This is a genomic window from Bacillus sp. (in: firmicutes) (genome assembly GCF_031983925.1).
GTDB classification, from domain to species: domain Bacteria; phylum Bacillota; class Bacilli; order Bacillales; family Bacillaceae_G; genus Bacillus_A; species Bacillus_A pacificus.
In genome coordinates this window covers 21,663-40,672 of record NZ_DALYZR010000003.1, presented here as the reverse complement: position 1 = coordinate 40,672, position 19,010 = coordinate 21,663, and the positions used below count along the sequence as shown (strand labels likewise).

The window sequence follows — 19,010 nt, the reverse complement described above, 5'->3', positions numbered from 1 at the left end:
GTATTATGTTTTTAAATACTTATAATAAGGGGGATATAGCAAATGAAAAAAACTATTGAGAAACGTCATATTCGTGCAGACGTTCCTACTGAATTAACATGGGACCTCTCTGATTTATACGAATCTGATAAAGAGTGGGAAACTGCATTACGTGTATTAACAGATGATATAAAAAAACTTGATGCGTTTAAAGGTCAATTACACACTAGTCCCACGACCTTATTACATTGCCTACTTTTAGAAGAAGAGCTTTTAATGAAGTTAACAAAATTATACTCCTACGCAAATTTAAAAGAATCTACCGACCGTACAAATCCAGTTGTTCAAGCGAACTCTTCCAAAATTTCCGCTTTATGGACGAAAGTACATACGGCGCTATCCTTTATTCATAATGAAATTCTCTCATTAGAAGAAGGAACAATTGAAAAATATTTAACTCAAGAAACAAAACTTGAACCTTTCCGTAAATCATTACTAGACATATTACAAAAAAGGCAGCACACGCTCTCTCCTGAAACTGAAGAAGCACTTGCTGCACTTGGTGAAGTACATAGTTCTCCATACAAAATTTACGGCATGACTAAATTAGCCGATATGGATTTTAATTCCATACAAGACGAACAAGGAAACGAACTCCCTGTCTCATTTGCATTATTTGAAAGTAAATATGAGTTTTCTCCAAGCGTAGACATACGCAGAAAGGCATACTCATCATTTGTATCCACCTTGAAGCGATATAAGAATACCGTGGCAACAACATATGCTACCGAGGTAAAAAAACAAGTAACACTCTCTCGTTTACGCAAATTTGAATCTGTTACTCATATGCTTTTAGAACCTCAAAAAGTTCCACTTGAAATGTATAACAATCAACTCGATATTATTTATAAAGAATTAGCACCTCATATGCGCCGTTTTGCAGATTTAAAAAAGAAAGTATTAGGACTCGATCAAATGCTGTTCTGTGACTTACATGCACCTTTAGATCCCGAATTTAATCCAGCAATTACTTACGAAGAAGCAGGAAAACTCATTCAAGAATCTTTACAAGTACTTGGCGATGAATATAGTGCCATTATCGAAAAAGGATTCAAAGAAAGATGGGTCGACCTTGCAGATAACGTAGGCAAATCAACTGGAGCATTTTGTTCAAGTCCATATGGTTCTCATCCATACATTTTAATTACATGGCAAAATACGATGCGTGGCTGCTTCACATTAGCTCATGAATTTGGGCATGCTGGTCATTTTTATTTAGCAAATAAAAACCAACGTATTATGAATGTACGTCCATCTATGTACTTCGTTGAAGCACCATCTACAATGAATGAATTACTATTAGCCCAGCATTTATTAGCGACGAATGACGATAAGAGAATGCGCAGATGGGTAATCCTGCAACTACTTGGCACATATTATCACAACTTTGTTACTCACTTACTTGAGGGAGAATATCAAAGAAGAGTATACAGCCTAGCAGAAGAAGGTGGAGCACTTACAGCTACAACTTTAACTGAAATAAAAGCAAATGTACTTTCAACATTCTGGGGAGACTCCGTAGAAATTGATGAAGGTGCTGGCTTAACCTGGATGCGTCAACCTCATTATTATATGGGCTTATATTCTTACACGTATTCCGCAGGCCTCACTGCATCTACTGCAGTAGCTCAAATGATTAAAGAAGAAGGACAACCTGCCGTTGATCGCTGGTTAGATGTACTTCGCGCTGGTGGTACGATGAAACCACTTGAATTAATGAAACATGCCGGAGTCGATATGTCAAAGCCAGACGCAATCCGCAGGGCTGTTTCTTACGTTGGTTCCTTAATTGATGAATTAGAGCGCTCTTATCAAGAATAAAAAATAAGCCCTCGCTTTATGAGGGCTTATTTCATATTTACTTTCCAAATCTTTTACGGTATCCACATTTTCTACATAGCTCTTCGACTGCCACTCTTCTCGAAAATCCATCAACAATGTTTGTTGCTCTTTCGCCTTCTATAATGTTAGAAAATGAATCATTATTAATATTTCCAAGGTTAATAATCCCTTCACCATCTAAACAACAAGGAATAACCGTTCCGTTCGCTAAAATACCTGCTTGATTTCGAAGCCCGTGACAGAATCCTTTTCCATCATCCTCTTCTTCATGTAATGCTGGCCACTGGAATTCATAGTCTTGATTAATAAAGACACGCTCCGCAATTTTTATACCTTTTCCTGGTGTAAGCTTCTCTTCAATTTGATAAGATAGATCAAACTCATTTTCAATGATGGATAATAACTCTCTATTCTTCTGAATTTCAGCATTCGTTTTATTATCCTGCGTTAAATTCCATAATCTTAGTGAAACAATTAAATCTGATTGACTTGTCGCCTCTCTAATGAAGGAAAGTATACTTCTTACATACCCCTCTTTATCTTGTGAACCTGGGTGCCCATCAAAACTATGCAGTGAAAAATTCATTTGTCTTAAAGCAGGCTTATTTAACAATCTATGCCTTCTCTTATTAATTAACGTTCCGTTCGTTGTAATATTAACTTTAAACCCTTTTTCATGGCTTAAATCTAACAATTGATCTATTTTTGGATGCAGCAACGGCTCACCCTTCACGTGCAAATAAATGTAGTCTGTGTGTGGTTTAATTTGGTCTAACCTTTTTGCAAAATCCTCCACAGAAATGAATTGCTTCTGTCTTTCCGTCGGCGGACAAAAGCTGCACGCAAGATTACATACACTCGTAATCTCCAAGTAAAATTTCTTAAACTTCTTCACCTTTAACTCCTCACTTCTATGACTACTTATACTTTTTCCTCTTCATATTACAGCATACTTTTTTAGAAATAGAAACATACTTATTTTAGGAAATATAGAAAACGGCCACATCTGTAGCCGTTTGAATGTACTATTACTATTTATGATACGGTTCCCCACGATTAATACGAAATGCTCTATACACTTGCTCAAGCAATACTAATCGCATTAATTGATGTGGTAATGTCATCTTTGAAAAAGAAAGAGATTCATTTGAACGCTTTATTACTTCTGAACTTAGTCCAAGTGATCCGCCAATTACAAAGGCAACTTTACTCTTTCCATATGTAGCAAGACGATCTAAGCTTACTGCAAATTCTTCTGATGATTTTTGCTTTCCTTCTATCGCTAACGCAATGACATGCGTATCATCAGAAATTTTATCTAGTATACGTATACCTTCTTTTTCTTTTACAATTAACATTTCTGCTTCACTTAAATTTTCTGGTGCCTTTTCATCTGGCAATTCAATTACTTCTACTTTTGCGTATGCAGATAATCGTTTTAAGTATTCTGCTATACCTTGTTTTAAATATTTTTCTTTTAATTTCCCAATTGAAATAATCGAGATATTCACACGTATTCCCCACCTTACAAACATGTTATCCACATAACTTATCCACATATCCACAATTGTTACCCACATATTGTGTGAGAATCTGTGTTCGATACAACATATGTCGCCTCATTTTGACAAAATTCACATGTTTTTTTCTCTTTTTCTGAGTTATCCACATTGTTAATAACCGGTGGCACTTCACACTCATCCACAATAATATCTAAAGCTAATTCAACATGTTCTAAACAACAAGGTAAGTTCATATTCTTCACCTCACTTTTCTACAATAGAAAACAGGAGGTAGGCCCTCCTGTTTTTAATACTTTTGAATGCCTAGTTTAACCGTTGTTGTTGCTCGTTTTGTACCACGATAAAACGTAAGAGTCATTTTATCATTAATTTTTTTATCATATAAGGCCGTACGGAATCCGATAATATCGCGAACTGGTTTCCCATCTACTGCTACAATCACATCGTGTTCTCGCAAACCAGCATCTGTACCTGGCGAAGGACTTTTCACATCTAAAATGCAAACTCCCTCTGTTACATTGCCTGGTAAATGCAATGTTTTTGACCAATAGTAGTTTGGAATTTCATTTAATGATCTCAGTTCAATTCCAACATACGGTCTTCTTACTTTTCCGTACTTCTCTAATTCATTCATAATTGGAACAGCTCTAGTAACAGGAATAGCTAGCCCAATTCCTTCTACTTCTTTTGCCGCAATTTTCATTGAGTTAATACCAATTAATTGACCCGCTGCATTTACAAGCGCACCACCACTATTACCCGGATTAATTGCTGCGTCTGTTTGCAACACTTCTACTTGCCAATCATAATGTCCATCTTGATCTAAATCTACAGGGACAATACGCTCATTAGCTGAAATAATACCTTGTGTGACAGTTCCAGAAAATTGGAGCCCGAGTGGGTTTCCAATCGCAATGACTGGTTCTCCTCTACGAACAGTATTAGAATCGCCAATCTCAATTACTTTTTTCACATGCTTTGCATCTATCTCTAGTACAGCCAAATCTGTGACTACATCGGTTCCTAATACCTTTCCTGGAACCTTCTTACCGTCACTTAAACTTACTTCAATACGATTTGCTCCAGCAACAACATGATTATTCGTTACAATATAAGCTTGACCATCTGTCTTCTTATAAATTACACCTGATCCCGTACCTGCTTCTGAATCTGCCTCTGAAAAATTATCTCGTTGAATATTAATAACTCCAACAACAGCTTCAGACGCACGATCAACAGCATCCACAAAACTAATCTGTTTAATGCCTTGAGCTTCCGCCATATTACTTCCACTTGCTTCAGCTTGCGGAAACGCGTCCGTATCATTTGAAAATAAAGGAGCTCCAAATGCAAATAACGAAGCTCCTACAATTGTTCCTGCTATGCTAGAAATAACAATACCTTTATGCTTCTTTTTCCTTGCACGTTTCATACGATAATTTTCTCCATCAATAAAGGACATATTTGTTCACCCATCTTCCTGAAAACAACTATATTCACCTTTATTGTTTACTAAAATGGAGAATTATACGTATTGAATTTTTGTAGGCATTTTTGGATCTGTATCGTGGATTTCAAAAGCTTCTCCCACTCCAAATCCCTTTTCCTCTAATACTTGCGATACTGACATTCGCGCCAGTTCTTTCATGTTATTATCTAAACTTAAATGGGCTAAATAAATATGCTTTGTCTCATCTGTAATTACATCCGCCATAGCCAATGCAGCATCTTCATTACAAACGTGCCCTACGTCACTTAAAATACGTCGCTTAATACTCCATGGATAGCGTCCCATACGAAGCATTTCCACGTCATGATTGCTTTCAAACACGAAAGCATTAGCCCCCTTAATAACACCTTTCATACGGTCACTCACGTATCCTGTATCTGTAATAAGAGCTAACTTTCTATTATTGTTATGAAAAGCATAGAACATCGGCTCTGCCGCGTCATGTGAAACTCCAAATGACTCGACCTCAATATCACCGAATGTTTTTACATCCCCAACTGAGAAAATAAACTTTTGCTCAGTTGGGATATTTCCTATTAAGTGTTCCATTGCATTCCATGTTTTCTCATTTGCATAAACAGGTAAATCATATTTACGTGCCAATACACCTAATCCTTTAATATGATCACTATGTTCATGTGTTACAAGAATACCCGATACATCGTTTATATTTAATTCTGCCTGTTTAAATAAAGCCTCAGTTGCTTTACCACTTAAACCTGCATCGACAAGTAACTTCTTTTCATCTGTTCCTACATATAGCATATTCCCTGTACTTCCACTTGCAAGTACGCTAAAATGCAATCCCATTCTTTCTCACTCCAGTATGTTCATCAACCACTTGATTTTCCTTTTCCCCTAATTCCATAACTTGTCCTTCAATTGCATTTACAAAGAAGTCCTGCTTCTGCTCCGTCTTTAAGTTCCACGTTGGAGCAAGTACTTGGTTATTAGAAGTAGATGCGGTAAGGTTGGCATAACCAATTTGCGCTTCTTTTACATGTGTATTCCCATGAATTTTATTTTTTAAATACAGATTTTCTAAAGCAGTTTGGGCAGTAATAATTTCTTGCTGTTTCGTTTTTTCACTTTCGCCCATTTCTTTTAAACCTGTTAGCATCGTCTGCGTGTACGACACAAGTTCATTTTTTTCATTTAATTCCACAACAATCATTGCCTGATCGTTATAGAAAATAGGCTTATCTTTATATTTTTGGAAGAAGTAAATTTTAGAGTCTTTCATCGCCCCAAACTCATACTTTTGTCCATCTAATACATAGTTCTTCAAAAAATCATTATACTTATCTTTGGATAAAGATTTTGTATTTAAAAAGGGCTCTTTTAGCTTACTTTCTATCTTGTACATATTTTGTATATGCGCCGTTTGATTTTTTAAAGACTGTACGTCTTCTTCTTTAAATGTCTTGTTTTCAGCCCTAATAAATGACTCTTTTTTCGGTTCTTTAGGAAAATTACCCATAGTAATTTTGTTTGCTTTTAATTCTTGATCTATCTTTGTTTCTGCAATAAGCTCCAATTGATTACTATCTTGCTTTTGAATGAATTGAAAAATGAGAAAGAGGTCCAAAACAAAAAAGGTCACAATAAATATGGTTTTAATCCGATCCCAATCCATTTAGTCCTCCCTCATTCCACTCATATATTTTTTGTTTGCCAGCTTCATCTTCAACAAACTTTACATACCAAATTGGCTGTAGTCGCGCTACTTGCCCATCTAGTGATAATTTGTATCCAATCCCAATATCTTTAATAGATCTTTTATCTACCGCGGCATTATTTTCTAAGGATGCTATTACAACATGACCTGACGGAAGAGTAACCTTCTGCTCTATACCTTTCGTATTTAAAGAAAGCAACGGTCTTTCATATTCCATTACTTCTTCCGATCCCCATACTTGTCTCAATTCAGCTAATCCATCTGTATTGAATACGGGATATCCATCTTCCTGTAAGCGGAATACTGTCTGTCCTTTATTCATATAGTCCAAACGATATGAATCCAAACTCCCACTGTGACCATTTACAAAATCAAAACTTTTTTGTAAAAGCATTAAATTATCTGGCTTTTTCTCACTTAAAACAGAAGAATTTTTATACTTTAGCATATGCTGATCGTTTTCAATCTCCATAGACCTAATACCATCTGTAAATATTTCTTTCGATCTCTCGATAATAGGGCTTAAATAACGTGGATCACTAAAAAGAGCATTCTTAAATGTATCAACCGCCAAATTAGATGAAATATATGTTATATTACTTAATTCTGTCGTTCCATCTGGTAAAAATAACTTTTTCATATCATTAATTTGATAGTCAAAATAAGGTTTCGCTGATACTATAAATTGATTTTGTGCATTTACAATATCTTTTAAATACACACCACTTAATTTTGCTTCATATATTCTAGAGTTATCACCATCAGAAACAAAATTAATTTTAATTTCTTGATCCCTACTTCTAGAAGGATCAAGAATAATTCGATTAAAGTGTTTAGGCTTAGCTATACTTTTTTCTTTCATACTAAACATAGATTTAACTGCATCAAATGGGATGTTGGTAGGGAAAATAAGTTCAATTTTCCCTTCACCATGAACATAAGAAAGGAAGTCAGCCTTAGCAATCGATATCTCTTTGAACTCATGTAATTCCCCTGCTTCCAAAGTTCTATAGATTGATTCTATATCTCCCTCTCTTTTGCTCCCGTAATGATTTTTATCTTTATGCACGATGATAGAAGTAGGGCGGACAACATCAGCGATTTTAGTTTGAGTATTTCCCTCATTCCCCTGTACAAATTTTGCATTTTGCATAGATGTGGAATCTGGCACATACGTCCATAAGTTAAAAGTAAGAAATAGACTAATTACAACTAAATTAATTAAAACTATCGTTTTAACATTCTCCATACTCATTCCCATTCGTCCTCTTCATCTGCTGCCATAGGCAATGTGAAATAAATCGTTGTCCCTTTTCCTTCCTCACTCTTTGCCCAAATCGAGCCACCATGTGCCTCAATCATTTCTTTCGCAATCGCTAATCCAAGTCCTGTACCGCCCATTTGTCTTGAACGTGCTTTATCTACGCGATAAAAACGTTCAAAGATTTTATCAACGTTTTCTTTCGGAATACCCATTCCTTGGTCACTTACACTAATCTCTAATAATTCTCCACGATCACGTAAACGATATGTTACGGTTCCACCTTCTGGCGAATACTTTAATGCATTCGAAATAATGTTATACAATACTTGCGTAATTTTATCCGTATCCATATCAATAAATCGAGATTTTTTAGAGAAAGATCGTTTGAAGCTTACGTTTTGCTCTTTAGACATTTCAAAACGATCAATAATGTTATTAAAGAAGTCAGTAAAGTCGATCCATTCTTTCATTAAACGATGTTCTGTACTATCGAGTTTAGATAGTTGCAATAACGCATTTACAAGTCTAATCATTCTTTCTGTTTCTTCTTGTGTAACTGTTAAAAATTGTGGTGCAATATTTGGATCTTGCCATGCACCGTCTGTAAGTGCCTCTAAGTAACTGCGCATTGTCGTTAATGGCGTTCTTAATTCATGAGAGACGTTTGCTACAAACTCGCGGCGTTCTCTTTCTATACGCTCCTGCTCAGTCACATCATATAATACGGCAATTAAACCATTTGCTTTCCCTGTCTCTTTTTGAATAACAGAGAAACTAGCGCGTAAAATATATGGCTCATTTCTCGTACTAAAATCTAATAAAACAGAATCCGGCTCTTCGTATAAATGATCGAGCGTAAATTCTTCTTGTATTCCCAATACTTCTAAAACAGATTGATCGAGCGCCGTTTCACGCGAAACATTTAGCATCTTTTCCGCAGGATCATTTAATAAAATAATGTCCCCTTTTCGATCAGTAGCAATTACTCCATCTGTCATATGTGATAATACGGATGACAATTTACGTCTTTCACTTTCTGTTGAAGAACGAGCTTGTTGTAATTTTTTTGATAAATTATTGAAAGATAATGCTAATTGTCCAATTTCATCATGGCTGTGCACTTTTACTTTTCTTGAATAGTTTCCTTTTGCCATTTCAATTGCTTGTCTTCGCATATCAGAGATTGGTCTCGTAATCGTTTGAGCTAACAAAATTCCAAGTACAGCTGTTACGAGTAATGCAATAACGGTTCCGGTCGCAAAGATTTGATTAATATCCTTCATCTGCTTATAAACATCTTCCATGGATGCAACAACGTAAATAGCACCAAGTGCATCTTTGTTGTTATCATCCATAATAGGAGTAATCATAACTTGTACACGGTGACCTGTACGACCATCCTTCTCAATTTTCACTTCTGGTTTTTTTTGTACCAATACCCGCTGAACAGCTATATCAGTTGACGTTCTATTTACCTTGTTTTGCTTTGACTCATCTGAAATAGCGAGCAGCTTTCTATTCGCATCAAATACACTTACCTCTTGAATATCCTTCTTTCGATCAGAGGCAAATTTTCGAATGGAAGTTTTAATCGTTTCACCTGTTGATTCTGTCTCTGCTTTTGTATAACTTTTTTTAAACTCTTGTTTCAAGTTATACGATAATAAGTTCGTTTGTTGCGTTAAAGAATCTCTAAAACCTTGTACAAGACTCTTTTCTAACTCTCTTACGAAATATACCCCAATAACTTGCATAGCTATCAATATTAATAGCATATATATGAGTACAAATTTTAAATGAATAGATTGAAAAAAACCGACTTTCTTCATATACTATTCCTGCTCTGGGTCACGCAAGTAATACCCTACTCCACGTCTAGTGACAATTAATGTAGGATGACTTGGATTATCTTCAATTTTTTCACGTAGACGACGTACTGTTACATCCACTGTACGTACATCTCCAAAATAGTCATAACCCCAAACTGTTTGCAATAAATGTTCACGTGTCATAACTTGTCCTAAATGTTTTGCTAAATAATGTAATAGCTCAAATTCACGGTGTGTAAGCTCAATATTTTCCTCACGTTTCGTTACACTATACGCATTTGGATTGATAACAATTGGTCCAATAACCATTTCCGTATTTTCTTCTTTTTCTGCCGCACCACCTTGCTGATGGCGACGTAAATTCGCCTTCACGCGAGCAAGTAATTCCCTCGTACTAAATGGCTTCGTTACATAATCATCTGCCCCAAGCTCAAGTCCTAATACTTTATCGATTTCAGAGTCCTTCGCTGTAAGCATAATAATCGGCATTTCTGAGCTTTTACGTATTTCACGGCAAACCTCTAAGCCATCCTTACCTGGTAGCATAATATCTAATAAAACCATATCTGGTTGTTCTTCAGTTGCTTTTTCAATTGCTTCATCACCATCATGCGCCATTACAATTTCAAAACCTTCTTTTTCTAGGTTGAACTTCAAAATATCTGCAATCGGCTTTTCATCATCAACTACTAAAATTTTCTTTCCCATCATCGTTTATTTCCTCCTTATAAAGTGAAGCTTTAATCAGCCCTCACCAATTGGGCTTTTACGGGCAGCCCTCCCTCCACCTAACTTCTTTGCTTTCGCTGAATTTTAAGATGGAGGCCTTACTGCCCATTAAATAGCGGGGTAAAAATATGGTCAATATCCCTAAACACATTGATGTCTACATAGTATGTCCCTATATGACCGCATCTTTTGCTTAAGTACTTTCTCCTCTATTCTCACAGACTCATGTATGATCCACTTTTACACGGAATCCTATACGATCTATAGAAAAACCTCTAGCTTCAACTGCTAGAGGCTCCTCATTCTATTTTAAAATAACTACTCAATTTTGTAAAATTACACAAATAAAAAGGATATTAAGTGGGCCCACTTAATATCCTGAGAGTGGCTCGGGACGGAATCGAACCGCCGACACGAGGATTTTCAGTCCTCTGCTCTACCGACTGAGCTACCGAGCCAAAACTATATATAAAACCACTAATGGTGGTATAAACAAAAGTGGCGGTCCCGACCGGGGTCGAACCGGCGATCTCCTGCGTGACAGGCAGGCATGTTAACCACTACACCACGGGACCAAAAATGAACATAAAAAAACATGACCCGTACGGGATTCGAACCCGTGTTACCGCCGTGAAAGGGCGGTGTCTTAACCACTTGACCAACGGGCCACGAAAAATAAAATGGTGAGCCATGAAGGACTCGAACCTTCGACCCTCTGATTAAAAGTCAGATGCTCTACCAACTGAGCTAATGGCTCATACTCACCAACGTCATATTTTCGTGACGACAAGATGTATCATAACATGCTTTATTTATTTTTTGCAATACCTTTTTTATTTTTTTATAAAAAATAAGAAAAAACTCATGCGGACATGAGTTTTTTCTTAAAAATATCAATTAAGCTTCGTATACGTTACGAACGATATTCGTTTGGTTACGATCTGGTCCAACTGAGAACATAGATAATTGAATTCCTGTTAACTCAGAAACACGTTCTACGTATTTTCTTGCATTCTCAGGAAGCTCGTCTAATGATCTTACACCAGTAATATCTTCTGTCCAACCTGGAAGCTCTTCGTATACAGGCTCACATTTCGCTAAAATGTTTAAGTTTGCTGGAACTTCATCGATAACTTCGCCATTGTATTTGTAAGCAACACAAATTTTAAGAGTTGAAATACCAGTTAGAACGTCGATAGAGTTTAATGATAAATCTGTTAAACCACTAACACGACGCGCATGTCTTACAACAACGCTATCAAACCAACCTACGCGGCGTGGACGACCAGTTGTCGTTCCATACTCACGACCAACTTCACGAATTTGATGACCAATTTCGTCATGAAGCTCAGTAGGGAATGGACCATCACCTACACGGCTTGTATATGCTTTACATACACCTACAACGCGAGTAACTTTTGCAGGACCAACTCCAGTTCCAACTGTTACACCACCAGCAATTGGGTTAGAAGATGTAACAAACGGATACGTACCGTGGTCGATATCAAGCATAACACCTTGTGCACCTTCAAATAATACACGGTGATTATTATCTAATGCATCATTTAATACAACAGACGTATCACACACATATTGCGCGATTTGTTGTCCGTACTCGAAGTACTCTTCGAAGATTTCTTCTACACTGAAACCTTCTGTATCGTACATTTTTTCAAACAAACGATTTTTTTGTGCTAAATTGCGCTCAAGCTTCTCTTTAAATGCTTCACGGTCTAAAAGATCAGCCATACGAATACCAATACGAGCAGCTTTGTCCATATATGCAGGACCGATACCTTTTTTCGTTGTACCGATTTTGTTATCACCTTTACTTGCTTCTTCTAACTCATCTTGTTTTAAGTGATAAGGCAAAATAACGTGCGCACGGTTACTTACGCGTAAATTATCAGTACTTACACCACGATCGTGTAAGTATTTTAACTCTTCAAGTAATGCTTTCGGATCTACTACTAAGCCGTTTCCGATTACACAAATTTTCTCTTTATAGAAAATACCAGATGGAATTAAGTGTAATTTATATTTAACTCCGCCAAAAACAATTGTATGTCCTGCGTTATTTCCACCTTGATATCTTGCAACTACTTCCGCATGCTCAGAAAGAAAATCAGTGATTTTACCTTTTCCTTCGTCGCCCCATTGTGTTCCTACAACTACTACTGAAGACATTATTAAAGCACCTCCGCAATTTTCAAACGATCTATTCAAACAATATAATTGTACCAAAACCGAAAAAGAAGTCAACCAAAAAACGAACATTTTTTTACCAAAAAACTTTTTCGTTCGTAAGAATTATATTTTCACACTATGAAAGCCTTATCTTTTCTATAAAAAAAAAGAAACACATCTTATTATAAGAAATGCGTTTCTTTTTTATACTATCGTTATGCCGGCGGCGCATGCCCATCTTCGAAGCGACGTTCTAAGTTAACGAACTTATTGAACTCTTTAACGAATGCGAGCTCTACTGAGCCTACTGGACCATTACGCTGCTTTGCAATAATAATTTCAATCGTATTTTTATTTTCCGTTTCTCGGTCATAGTAATCTTCACGATATAGAAAGGCTACGATATCGGCATCCTGCTCGATACTTCCCGATTCACGAATATCAGACATCATCGGACGTTTATCTTGACGAGATTCTACACCACGAGATAACTGTGACAAGGCAATAACAGGAACTTGTAATTCACGCGCAATCCCTTTTAGTGTACGAGAAATCTCAGATACTTCCTGCTGACGGTTCTCTCCTGATTTCCCACTTCCTTGAATAAGCTGTAAGTAGTCAATCAAGATCATACCAAGACCCTGTTCCTGTTTTAATCTACGACATTTTGCTCGAATCTCATTTACTTTAATCCCCGGCGTATCATCAATATAAATACCAGCATTAGAAAGGCTACCCATTGCCATCGTTAATTTCGCCCAATCATCAGAAGTTAACGATCCGGTACGAAGTCTTTGTGCATCAATATTCCCTTCTGCACAAAGCATACGCATAACAAGCTGATCAGCACCCATCTCTAGACTAAAAATCGCTACATTTTCATCCGTTTTCGTCGCTACGTTTTGTGCGATATTTAATGAAAATGCCGTTTTACCTACCGACGGACGTGCCGCCACGATGATTAAATCATTTCGTTGGAACCCTGCCGTCATCTTATCTAATTCAGTAAATCCAGTCGGTATCCCGGTCACTTCACCTTTTTGATTATGCAAAAGTTCGATTTTATCGTAAGCATCTACAAGAACGTCTTTAATATTTTGGAATGCTTTCGCATTCGTCTGATGAGATACTTCTAATATTTTTTTCTCAGCCTCATTTAAAAGACCATCCACATCATCTTCTCTCTCATATCCATCAGACACAATATGAGTCGCCGTTCGAATTAAACGACGTAACAGTGCTTTTTCAGCGATGATTCTTGCATAATACTCTACGTTAGCAGCAGTCGGAACAACTTCTGCTAATTCTGCTAAGTAAGAAACCCCACCAACTTCTTCTAGTAATCCTTGATCAGCCATCGCTGACGTCATCATTACTAAGTCAATTGGCTCCCCCTTATCAGATAGCCCAAGCATGACTTCAAAAATCTTTTGATGTTTCGTTCGATAAAATGAGTCAGGTACCAACAGTTCCGATGCTGAAGTTAATGCATCCTGATCAATCAATATAGCACCTAAGACTGCCTGCTCAGCTTCTATATTATGCGGAGGGGTACGATCAGCCATTACATCACTCATACGCAATCCTCCTTGCTTAACTTAGTTTTATTGTTCACTAACATGAACTTTTACTGTTGCTGTTACTTGCGGATGCAATTTCACAGTAACGTTTGTATAGCCTAACGCACGAATTGCATCATCCATTTCAAATTTACGCTTATCAAGTTTAATATTGTGAGATTTTTGCATTGCATCTACGATTTGTTTACTTGTGATTGAACCGAATAGACGGCCGCCTTCTCCAGATTTAGCCTTTAATTCTACAGTTAATTTCTCTAACGTTTCTTTTAATTGTTTTGCATTTTCAAGCTCTGCTGCTGCATCTTTTTCTTCTTTGCGCTTTTGAGCTTCTAAAGTTTTCATACTGCTATTTGTCGCTTCAGCAGCTAATCCCTGTTTTAGTAAGAAGTTATTTGCATAACCATCTGGTACGTTTTTTACTTCCCCTTTTTTCCCTTTACCTTTTACATCTTTTAGAAAAATTACTTTCATGATTGTGTGCCTCCCTGTAAATAGTCATCAATAACAAATCGAAGCTTCTCCTCAGCTTCATCTACTGTAACATTTTTCATTTGTGTGGCTGCATTCGTTAAATGCCCGCCACCACCTAAGTTTTCCATAATTAGCTGCACATTCACTTCACCTAAAGACCTGCCGCTAATTCCAATGAAATTCTCACCACGTTTTGCAATAACAAACGATGCAATAATTCCTGTCATTGTTAATAATGTGTCCGCTGATTGCGCAATAAGCACTTGATCGTAGTAATCATCGCTATCAACTTTTGCAATCGCAATTCCATTTGTATAAATGTACGCATTTTTAATAGCTTTTGCAACCCGTAAATACTGATTCATATCTTCTTTTAAAAGCTCTTGTACAAGTACAGTATCTGCACCGTGTGAGCGTAAATAAGAAGCCGCATCAAACGTACGAGCACCTGTCCGGAATGTAAAGCTTTTCGTATCAACAATAATACCTGCTAATAATGCTGTTGCTTCTAACATTGTCATTTTTAAATTTTTCGGTTGGTATTCAAGTAATTCCGTAACAAGCTCTGCCGTAGAAGAAGCATATGGCTCCATGTAAACAAGCAACGGATCCTCAATAAAGTCTTCTCCTCGGCGATGATGGTCAATCACAACTACATTTTCAATTTTGCGTAACAGCTTTTCTTCCATCACCATTGAAGGTTTATGCGTATCAACAACAACAAGTAAGGAATCATCATTTGCAAATTCCATCGCTTGTTCTGGTGTAATAAAGTGAGACCATAACTCTTCATTTTGTTTCACTTTATCCATTAAACGCTTAATTCCCTTATCAGAATCATTTTCATCGAGCACAATATATCCTTTGCGCTCATTTAATTGCGCTACCTTTAAAATACCAATCGCAGCACCAATTGCGTCCATATCAGGAGCCCTATGCCCCATTATAATGACATTGCTACTTTCTAATACTAAATCCTTTAATGCATGCGAAATCACTCTGGCACGTACACGAGTACGTTTTTCCACCGGATTTGTCTTACCACCATAAAACTTAACTTTACCTGTCGCTTGTTTAATAGCTACTTGATCTCCACCACGCCCAAGCGCAAGATCTAAACCTGATTGAGCCATTGCCCCAAGCTCGGATAAAGGTAAATCACCTGATCCAACACCTACACTTAATGTAAGTGGTATATTCCTTTTAGATGTTTCTTCACGTACTTGATCTAAAATGCTAAATTTCCCTTTCTCCATCTGCGCTAAAATACTTTCATTTAACACAACGAAGAATCTTTCTGAAGATGCACGTTTTAAATATGCCCCATACTTAACGGCCCACTCATTTAGTCTTGATGTTACAAGACTTGTTATATTCGTACGTAATTGATCATCCAACCCTTGTGTAACTTCATCATAATTATCTAAATAAATGACAGCTAAAACAGTACGTTGATCCTCGTACATCTTTTCAATCTCTGTTTGTTCTGTTACATCAAAGAAATAAATTAACTTTTCTTCTTTCCTTACAAAGACACGAAACTTTCGATTATTTAAAGAGACTATATCATCGGACGTTTCTCCCTTAATAAAAAGAAGTAACGTTTCTGATACATCATAAAGGTGCCATCCAGCTAATGCATGCTGCCCCAGACATGAAGATAAATAAGGATTTGCCCAATCAATCCCATAATCCTTATTGTATAACAAAATACCAATTGGCATCTGGTTAAATGCCTCATTACTCACTTTCTTTACCCTTGTAATCATATCTGTCGTATGTTTTTCAAAATTCTTTTGGAAAGTAAGTTCAAATCGTACAACAACAAAAAGGACGATACAAAAAATAAAGAAGGAGACTATCCCCATTAGTAAATGAAAATAACAGAGAATTAAAATGAGCACAAACACAAAAAATGCCAATACGTAAACAGGATATAAAAACCACTGTTTCTTATAAAATTCAGGCATGTATACAACTCCTATAAAGTAAAACTAACTTATCTTCCAGTTAGTTAAACAGATTAAAATAGTATAAGGAATATTATTTTATCCTCCTATTTTAGAACGCAATGAAATCCCTAAATCAATTATACCTAAGATTGTCACAAGAGGAAACAGCATCGGAATAAACATGCAGGCGATAAAACTAATAATAGGAACCCCTTTCGTAAAACCTTTGCTATGCGCTAGAAAAGTGATAAACGTCAGGCCTTGCAGCACTAGTAATAAAGCAAATATGACATATAGGTTAGAAAATACCATATGTAAATATGATGTCGGTTCTACTTTTATAAAAGTTGATAGCAAAATAAATATAACGTAATACCAAACAATACTCTTTGGTAATTGTATATCTTTGAACTTAGGCCAAGGTATAACATCATGCTTTAGCTTTTTTAAAGCACTACCTGATATTATTATGGTAATCCAAGAAAGACATACAGAAACCATCACAAGTATACTCGGGAATACCGTTTGTAATATATCATTCATTTGTACAAATAACTCTTTTTGCTCTTTACTAATCGGCATACCAGCAACACTTGCTATCTTTTCACTTTGCACTACGCTTTTATTAAACATATTTTGTATTTGCTTTATAAAATCTATGTTAAAAAACTTTATACTGGCAACATAAATGAGCATAATACTGATTAAGTATGCAAGTGAACCGGTTATTAAAATCTCCAATGGCTTTCTTTGTTTTTTATACATGCACCCTAAAACAATACCCATCAACCCAAATACGACCGTCTTTACTAGACCTATCGGCTGACTTACAAAAACAACAATTAAAAATGCAGCCGTAAAAATTACAAATGCATTCGATAATTTATATCTTATCGTTAACAATATAAATGGCAACGGCAATGCAAACGTTACAACTGTACCTAAAATCGGAACATACATAGATATAAACAATAACATTACATATATAGCCAACAACGCGGCTCCTTCAGTAATAAATCTCGCTTGCCTCACATTTTAACCTCTCTTTCAAAAAAGAAAAGCATAGCAAAATGCACAGTAGAGTCCGACTCTACTGTGCATTTCATACGCTATTATTCACCAACATATGGTAAAAGTGCCATTTGACGAGCACGTTTAATTGCAACTGTAAGTTTGCGTTGGTATTTTGCGCTTGTTCCTGTTACACGACGAGGTAAAATTTTACCACGCTCAGAAACGAAACGTTTTAATAAATCAACATCTTTATAATCGATGCGAGTGATGCCGTTAGCTGTGAAGAAACACACCTTACGACGTTTCGCACGTCCACCTTTGCGTCCTGCCATGTCTATTTCCCTCCATTCTTTGTTAAAACTAACAAATTTACTGTATTAGAACGGTAAATCGTCGTCGGAAATGTCGATCGGTTGACCTACATTTGAAAATGGATCGTCATTCTTCGTAAATCCAGAGTTACCTTGGTTACCTGAATTACTAGATTGACCAAATGGGTTAGAGCCTTGGTTACCGAAACCAGCTCCTGATGGTTGCTGATTAAATGAACCGCGTTGCTCCCCACCGCCATTACGCGGCTCTAAAAATTGTACGCTTTCCGCAAGAACTTCTGTTACGTATACACGTTTACCATCTTGTCCCTCGTAATTACGAGTTTGAAGACGTCCATCTACGCCTGCTAAGCTACCTTTTTTCAAATAATTTGCTACGTTTTCTGCTTGTTTACGCCATATTACACAATTAATAAAGTCAGCTTCACGCTCACCTTGTTGATTGGCAAATGCGCGATTCACAGCTAACGTAAAAGTAGCTACTGCAACACCATTGGGCGTGTAACGTAAGTCAGGGTCCTTAGTTAAACGACCAACGAGGATAACACGATTCATCAATCGAACCACTCTCCCTTATATATCAATTATTTTTCTTCTTCTTTAACAACGATATGACGAAGGATGTCTTCGTTGATCTTAGCTAAACGGTCGAATTCGTTAATCGCTTCTGCGTTAGATTTCACGTTTAAGATCATGTAGAAACCTTCACGTAAGTCGTTGATTTCGTAAGCTAAACGACGCTTACCCCACTCTTTCGTGTTAATGATTTCTGCACCATTGTTTGTTAAAACACCTGCAAAACGTTCAACTAAAGCTTTTTGAGCTTCTTCTTCAACGCCAGGACGAATGATGTACATAATTTCGTACTTTCTCATTACACTTTCACCTCCTTTTGGTCTAAACGGCCCATAATGGGCAAGGAGCAATTAATTTATAGTAATTACTCACGAGTTTAGATTATATCATAGTAAGTTAGATGAATCAACTCACCCATACATAAAAAACTTGGCAAACATATAATATATTTGCCAAGCTCATATCTTTATTTTTCCTAGGAAAT

18 protein-coding genes and 4 tRNA genes are annotated in these 19,010 nt (G+C 36.6%); 1 reads left to right on the top strand and 21 read right to left on the bottom strand.

The window, feature by feature from the left end; all coding sequences use genetic code 11:
• The first annotated feature begins 42 nt into the window (after positions 1-42).
• Complete coding sequence (gene pepF / locus RTP99_RS11870) at positions 43-1,860, top strand: oligoendopeptidase F (RefSeq protein ID WP_000750877.1); 1,818 nt, start codon at positions 43-45, stop codon at positions 1,858-1,860.
• A 37-nt stretch (positions 1,861-1,897) separates the two neighbouring features.
• On the opposite strand, the gene RTP99_RS11865 is transcribed toward pepF, so the two are convergent.
• From RTP99_RS11865 to rpsF, 21 genes are all read right to left on the bottom strand, one after another.
• Complete coding sequence (locus tag RTP99_RS11865; protein WP_000713634.1) at positions 1,898-2,776, bottom strand: radical SAM/SPASM domain-containing protein; 879 nt, start codon at positions 2,774-2,776, stop codon at positions 1,898-1,900.
• 136 nt (positions 2,777-2,912) lie between these two features.
• Entirely contained in the window at positions 2,913-3,392 is a 480-nt protein-coding gene (rlmH, locus tag RTP99_RS11860) for a 23S rRNA (pseudouridine(1915)-N(3))-methyltransferase RlmH (protein ID WP_001027001.1), read from the bottom strand.
• A 59-nt stretch (positions 3,393-3,451) separates the two neighbouring features.
• Complete coding sequence (locus tag RTP99_RS11855) at positions 3,452-3,637, bottom strand: CxxH/CxxC protein (protein WP_001052835.1); 186 nt, start codon at positions 3,635-3,637, stop codon at positions 3,452-3,454.
• A gap of 53 nt (positions 3,638-3,690) precedes the next feature.
• Positions 3,691-4,866, bottom strand: coding sequence for a S1C family serine protease (locus tag RTP99_RS11850; protein WP_000008058.1), 1,176 nt, complete (start codon positions 4,864-4,866; stop codon positions 3,691-3,693).
• A 63-nt stretch (positions 4,867-4,929) separates the two neighbouring features.
• Positions 4,930-5,724 (bottom strand): MBL fold metallo-hydrolase, encoded by a 795-nt coding sequence (locus tag RTP99_RS11845; protein WP_000522836.1) that lies wholly within the window; start codon positions 5,722-5,724, stop codon positions 4,930-4,932.
• Positions 5,708-6,550 carry a two-component system regulatory protein YycI gene (locus RTP99_RS11840; RefSeq protein ID WP_000383736.1) on the bottom strand — a complete coding sequence of 281 codons (843 nt, stop codon included), beginning with the start codon at positions 6,548-6,550 and terminating at the stop codon, positions 5,708-5,710. The genes RTP99_RS11845 and RTP99_RS11840 overlap by 17 nt, the downstream gene beginning before the upstream one ends.
• Positions 6,531-7,847, bottom strand: coding sequence for a YycH family regulatory protein (locus RTP99_RS11835; protein ID WP_029141246.1), 1,317 nt, complete (start codon positions 7,845-7,847; stop codon positions 6,531-6,533). Before RTP99_RS11835 ends, RTP99_RS11840 begins: the two co-directional genes overlap by 20 nt.
• Positions 7,844-9,685, bottom strand: coding sequence for a cell wall metabolism sensor histidine kinase WalK (walK, locus tag RTP99_RS11830; protein ID WP_000755379.1), 1,842 nt, complete (start codon positions 9,683-9,685; stop codon positions 7,844-7,846). Before walK ends, RTP99_RS11835 begins: the two co-directional genes overlap by 4 nt.
• A 3-nt stretch (positions 9,686-9,688) precedes the next feature.
• Positions 9,689-10,396, bottom strand: a complete 708-nt coding sequence (gene walR / locus RTP99_RS11825) for a cell wall metabolism DNA-binding response regulator WalR (protein WP_000971872.1) — start codon at positions 10,394-10,396, stop codon at positions 9,689-9,691.
• A gap of 403 nt (positions 10,397-10,799) precedes the next feature.
• Positions 10,800-10,872 (bottom strand) — tRNA-Phe (locus tag RTP99_RS11820).
• A gap of 41 nt (positions 10,873-10,913) precedes the next feature.
• Positions 10,914-10,989: transfer RNA gene (locus tag RTP99_RS11815), tRNA-Asp, on the bottom strand.
• Between the two features lie 21 nt (positions 10,990-11,010).
• A tRNA-Glu gene (locus RTP99_RS11810) sits at positions 11,011-11,082 on the bottom strand.
• Between the two features lie 13 nt (positions 11,083-11,095).
• Positions 11,096-11,171, bottom strand: a tRNA-Lys gene (locus tag RTP99_RS11805).
• A 140-nt stretch (positions 11,172-11,311) separates the two neighbouring features.
• On the bottom strand, positions 11,312-12,601 hold the full coding sequence (locus tag RTP99_RS11800) for an adenylosuccinate synthase (RefSeq protein WP_000100225.1): 1,290 nt from the start codon (positions 12,599-12,601) through the stop codon (positions 11,312-11,314).
• A 215-nt stretch (positions 12,602-12,816) separates the two neighbouring features.
• Positions 12,817-14,178: a replicative DNA helicase gene (dnaB, locus tag RTP99_RS11795; protein WP_001286244.1), complete on the bottom strand. Its 1,362-nt coding sequence runs from the start codon at positions 14,176-14,178 to the stop codon at positions 12,817-12,819.
• A 27-nt stretch (positions 14,179-14,205) separates the two neighbouring features.
• Positions 14,206-14,652, bottom strand: a complete 447-nt coding sequence (rplI, locus tag RTP99_RS11790) for a 50S ribosomal protein L9 (protein ID WP_000864231.1) — start codon at positions 14,650-14,652, stop codon at positions 14,206-14,208.
• A complete protein-coding gene (locus RTP99_RS11785) occupies positions 14,649-16,622 on the bottom strand; it encodes a DHH family phosphoesterase (RefSeq protein ID WP_001113892.1) in 1,974 nt (657 codons plus the stop codon). The genes rplI and RTP99_RS11785 overlap by 4 nt, the downstream gene beginning before the upstream one ends.
• A 78-nt stretch (positions 16,623-16,700) precedes the next feature.
• Positions 16,701-17,582, bottom strand: a complete 882-nt coding sequence (locus tag RTP99_RS11780) for a YybS family protein (RefSeq protein ID WP_079995164.1) — start codon at positions 17,580-17,582, stop codon at positions 16,701-16,703.
• Between the two features lie 134 nt (positions 17,583-17,716).
• Positions 17,717-17,950 (bottom strand): 30S ribosomal protein S18, encoded by a 234-nt coding sequence (gene rpsR / locus RTP99_RS11775; protein WP_000918873.1) that lies wholly within the window; start codon positions 17,948-17,950, stop codon positions 17,717-17,719.
• A 45-nt stretch (positions 17,951-17,995) separates the two neighbouring features.
• Entirely contained in the window at positions 17,996-18,508 is a 513-nt protein-coding gene (gene ssb / locus RTP99_RS11770) for a single-stranded DNA-binding protein (RefSeq protein WP_000981966.1), read from the bottom strand.
• A 26-nt stretch (positions 18,509-18,534) separates the two neighbouring features.
• Positions 18,535-18,825, bottom strand: coding sequence for a 30S ribosomal protein S6 (rpsF, locus tag RTP99_RS11765; protein WP_001233778.1), 291 nt, complete (start codon positions 18,823-18,825; stop codon positions 18,535-18,537).
• Positions 18,826-19,010 lie beyond the last annotated feature (185 nt).

Coding starts and splice junctions, on each gene's coding strand:
- pepF (WP_000750877.1), top strand. CDS start 43: ATGAAAAAAACTATTGAGAAACGTCATATTCGTGCAGACGTTCCTACT.
- RTP99_RS11855 (WP_001052835.1), bottom strand. CDS start 3,637: ATGAACTTACCTTGTTGTTTAGAACATGTTGAATTAGCTTTAGATATT.
- RTP99_RS11850 (WP_000008058.1), bottom strand. CDS start 4,866: ATGTCCTTTATTGATGGAGAAAATTATCGTATGAAACGTGCAAGGAAA.
- RTP99_RS11845 (WP_000522836.1), bottom strand. CDS start 5,724: ATGGGATTGCATTTTAGCGTACTTGCAAGTGGAAGTACAGGGAATATG.
- RTP99_RS11840 (WP_000383736.1), bottom strand. CDS start 6,550: ATGGATTGGGATCGGATTAAAACCATATTTATTGTGACCTTTTTTGTT.
- RTP99_RS11835 (WP_029141246.1), bottom strand. CDS start 7,847: ATGAGTATGGAGAATGTTAAAACGATAGTTTTAATTAATTTAGTTGTA.
- walK (WP_000755379.1), bottom strand. CDS start 9,685: ATGAAGAAAGTCGGTTTTTTTCAATCTATTCATTTAAAATTTGTACTC.
- walR (WP_000971872.1), bottom strand. CDS start 10,396: ATGATGGGAAAGAAAATTTTAGTAGTTGATGATGAAAAGCCGATTGCA.
- RTP99_RS11800 (WP_000100225.1), bottom strand. CDS start 12,601: ATGTCTTCAGTAGTAGTTGTAGGAACACAATGGGGCGACGAAGGAAAA.
- dnaB (WP_001286244.1), bottom strand. CDS start 14,178: ATGAGTGATGTAATGGCTGATCGTACCCCTCCGCATAATATAGAAGCT.
- rplI (WP_000864231.1), bottom strand. CDS start 14,652: ATGAAAGTAATTTTTCTAAAAGATGTAAAAGGTAAAGGGAAAAAAGGG.
- RTP99_RS11785 (WP_001113892.1), bottom strand. CDS start 16,622: ATGCCTGAATTTTATAAGAAACAGTGGTTTTTATATCCTGTTTACGTA.
- RTP99_RS11780 (WP_079995164.1), bottom strand. CDS start 17,582: ATGTTATTGTTTATATCTATGTATGTTCCGATTTTAGGTACAGTTGTA.
- rpsR (WP_000918873.1), bottom strand. CDS start 17,950: ATGGCAGGACGCAAAGGTGGACGTGCGAAACGTCGTAAGGTGTGTTTC.
- rpsF (WP_001233778.1), bottom strand. CDS start 18,825: ATGAGAAAGTACGAAATTATGTACATCATTCGTCCTGGCGTTGAAGAA.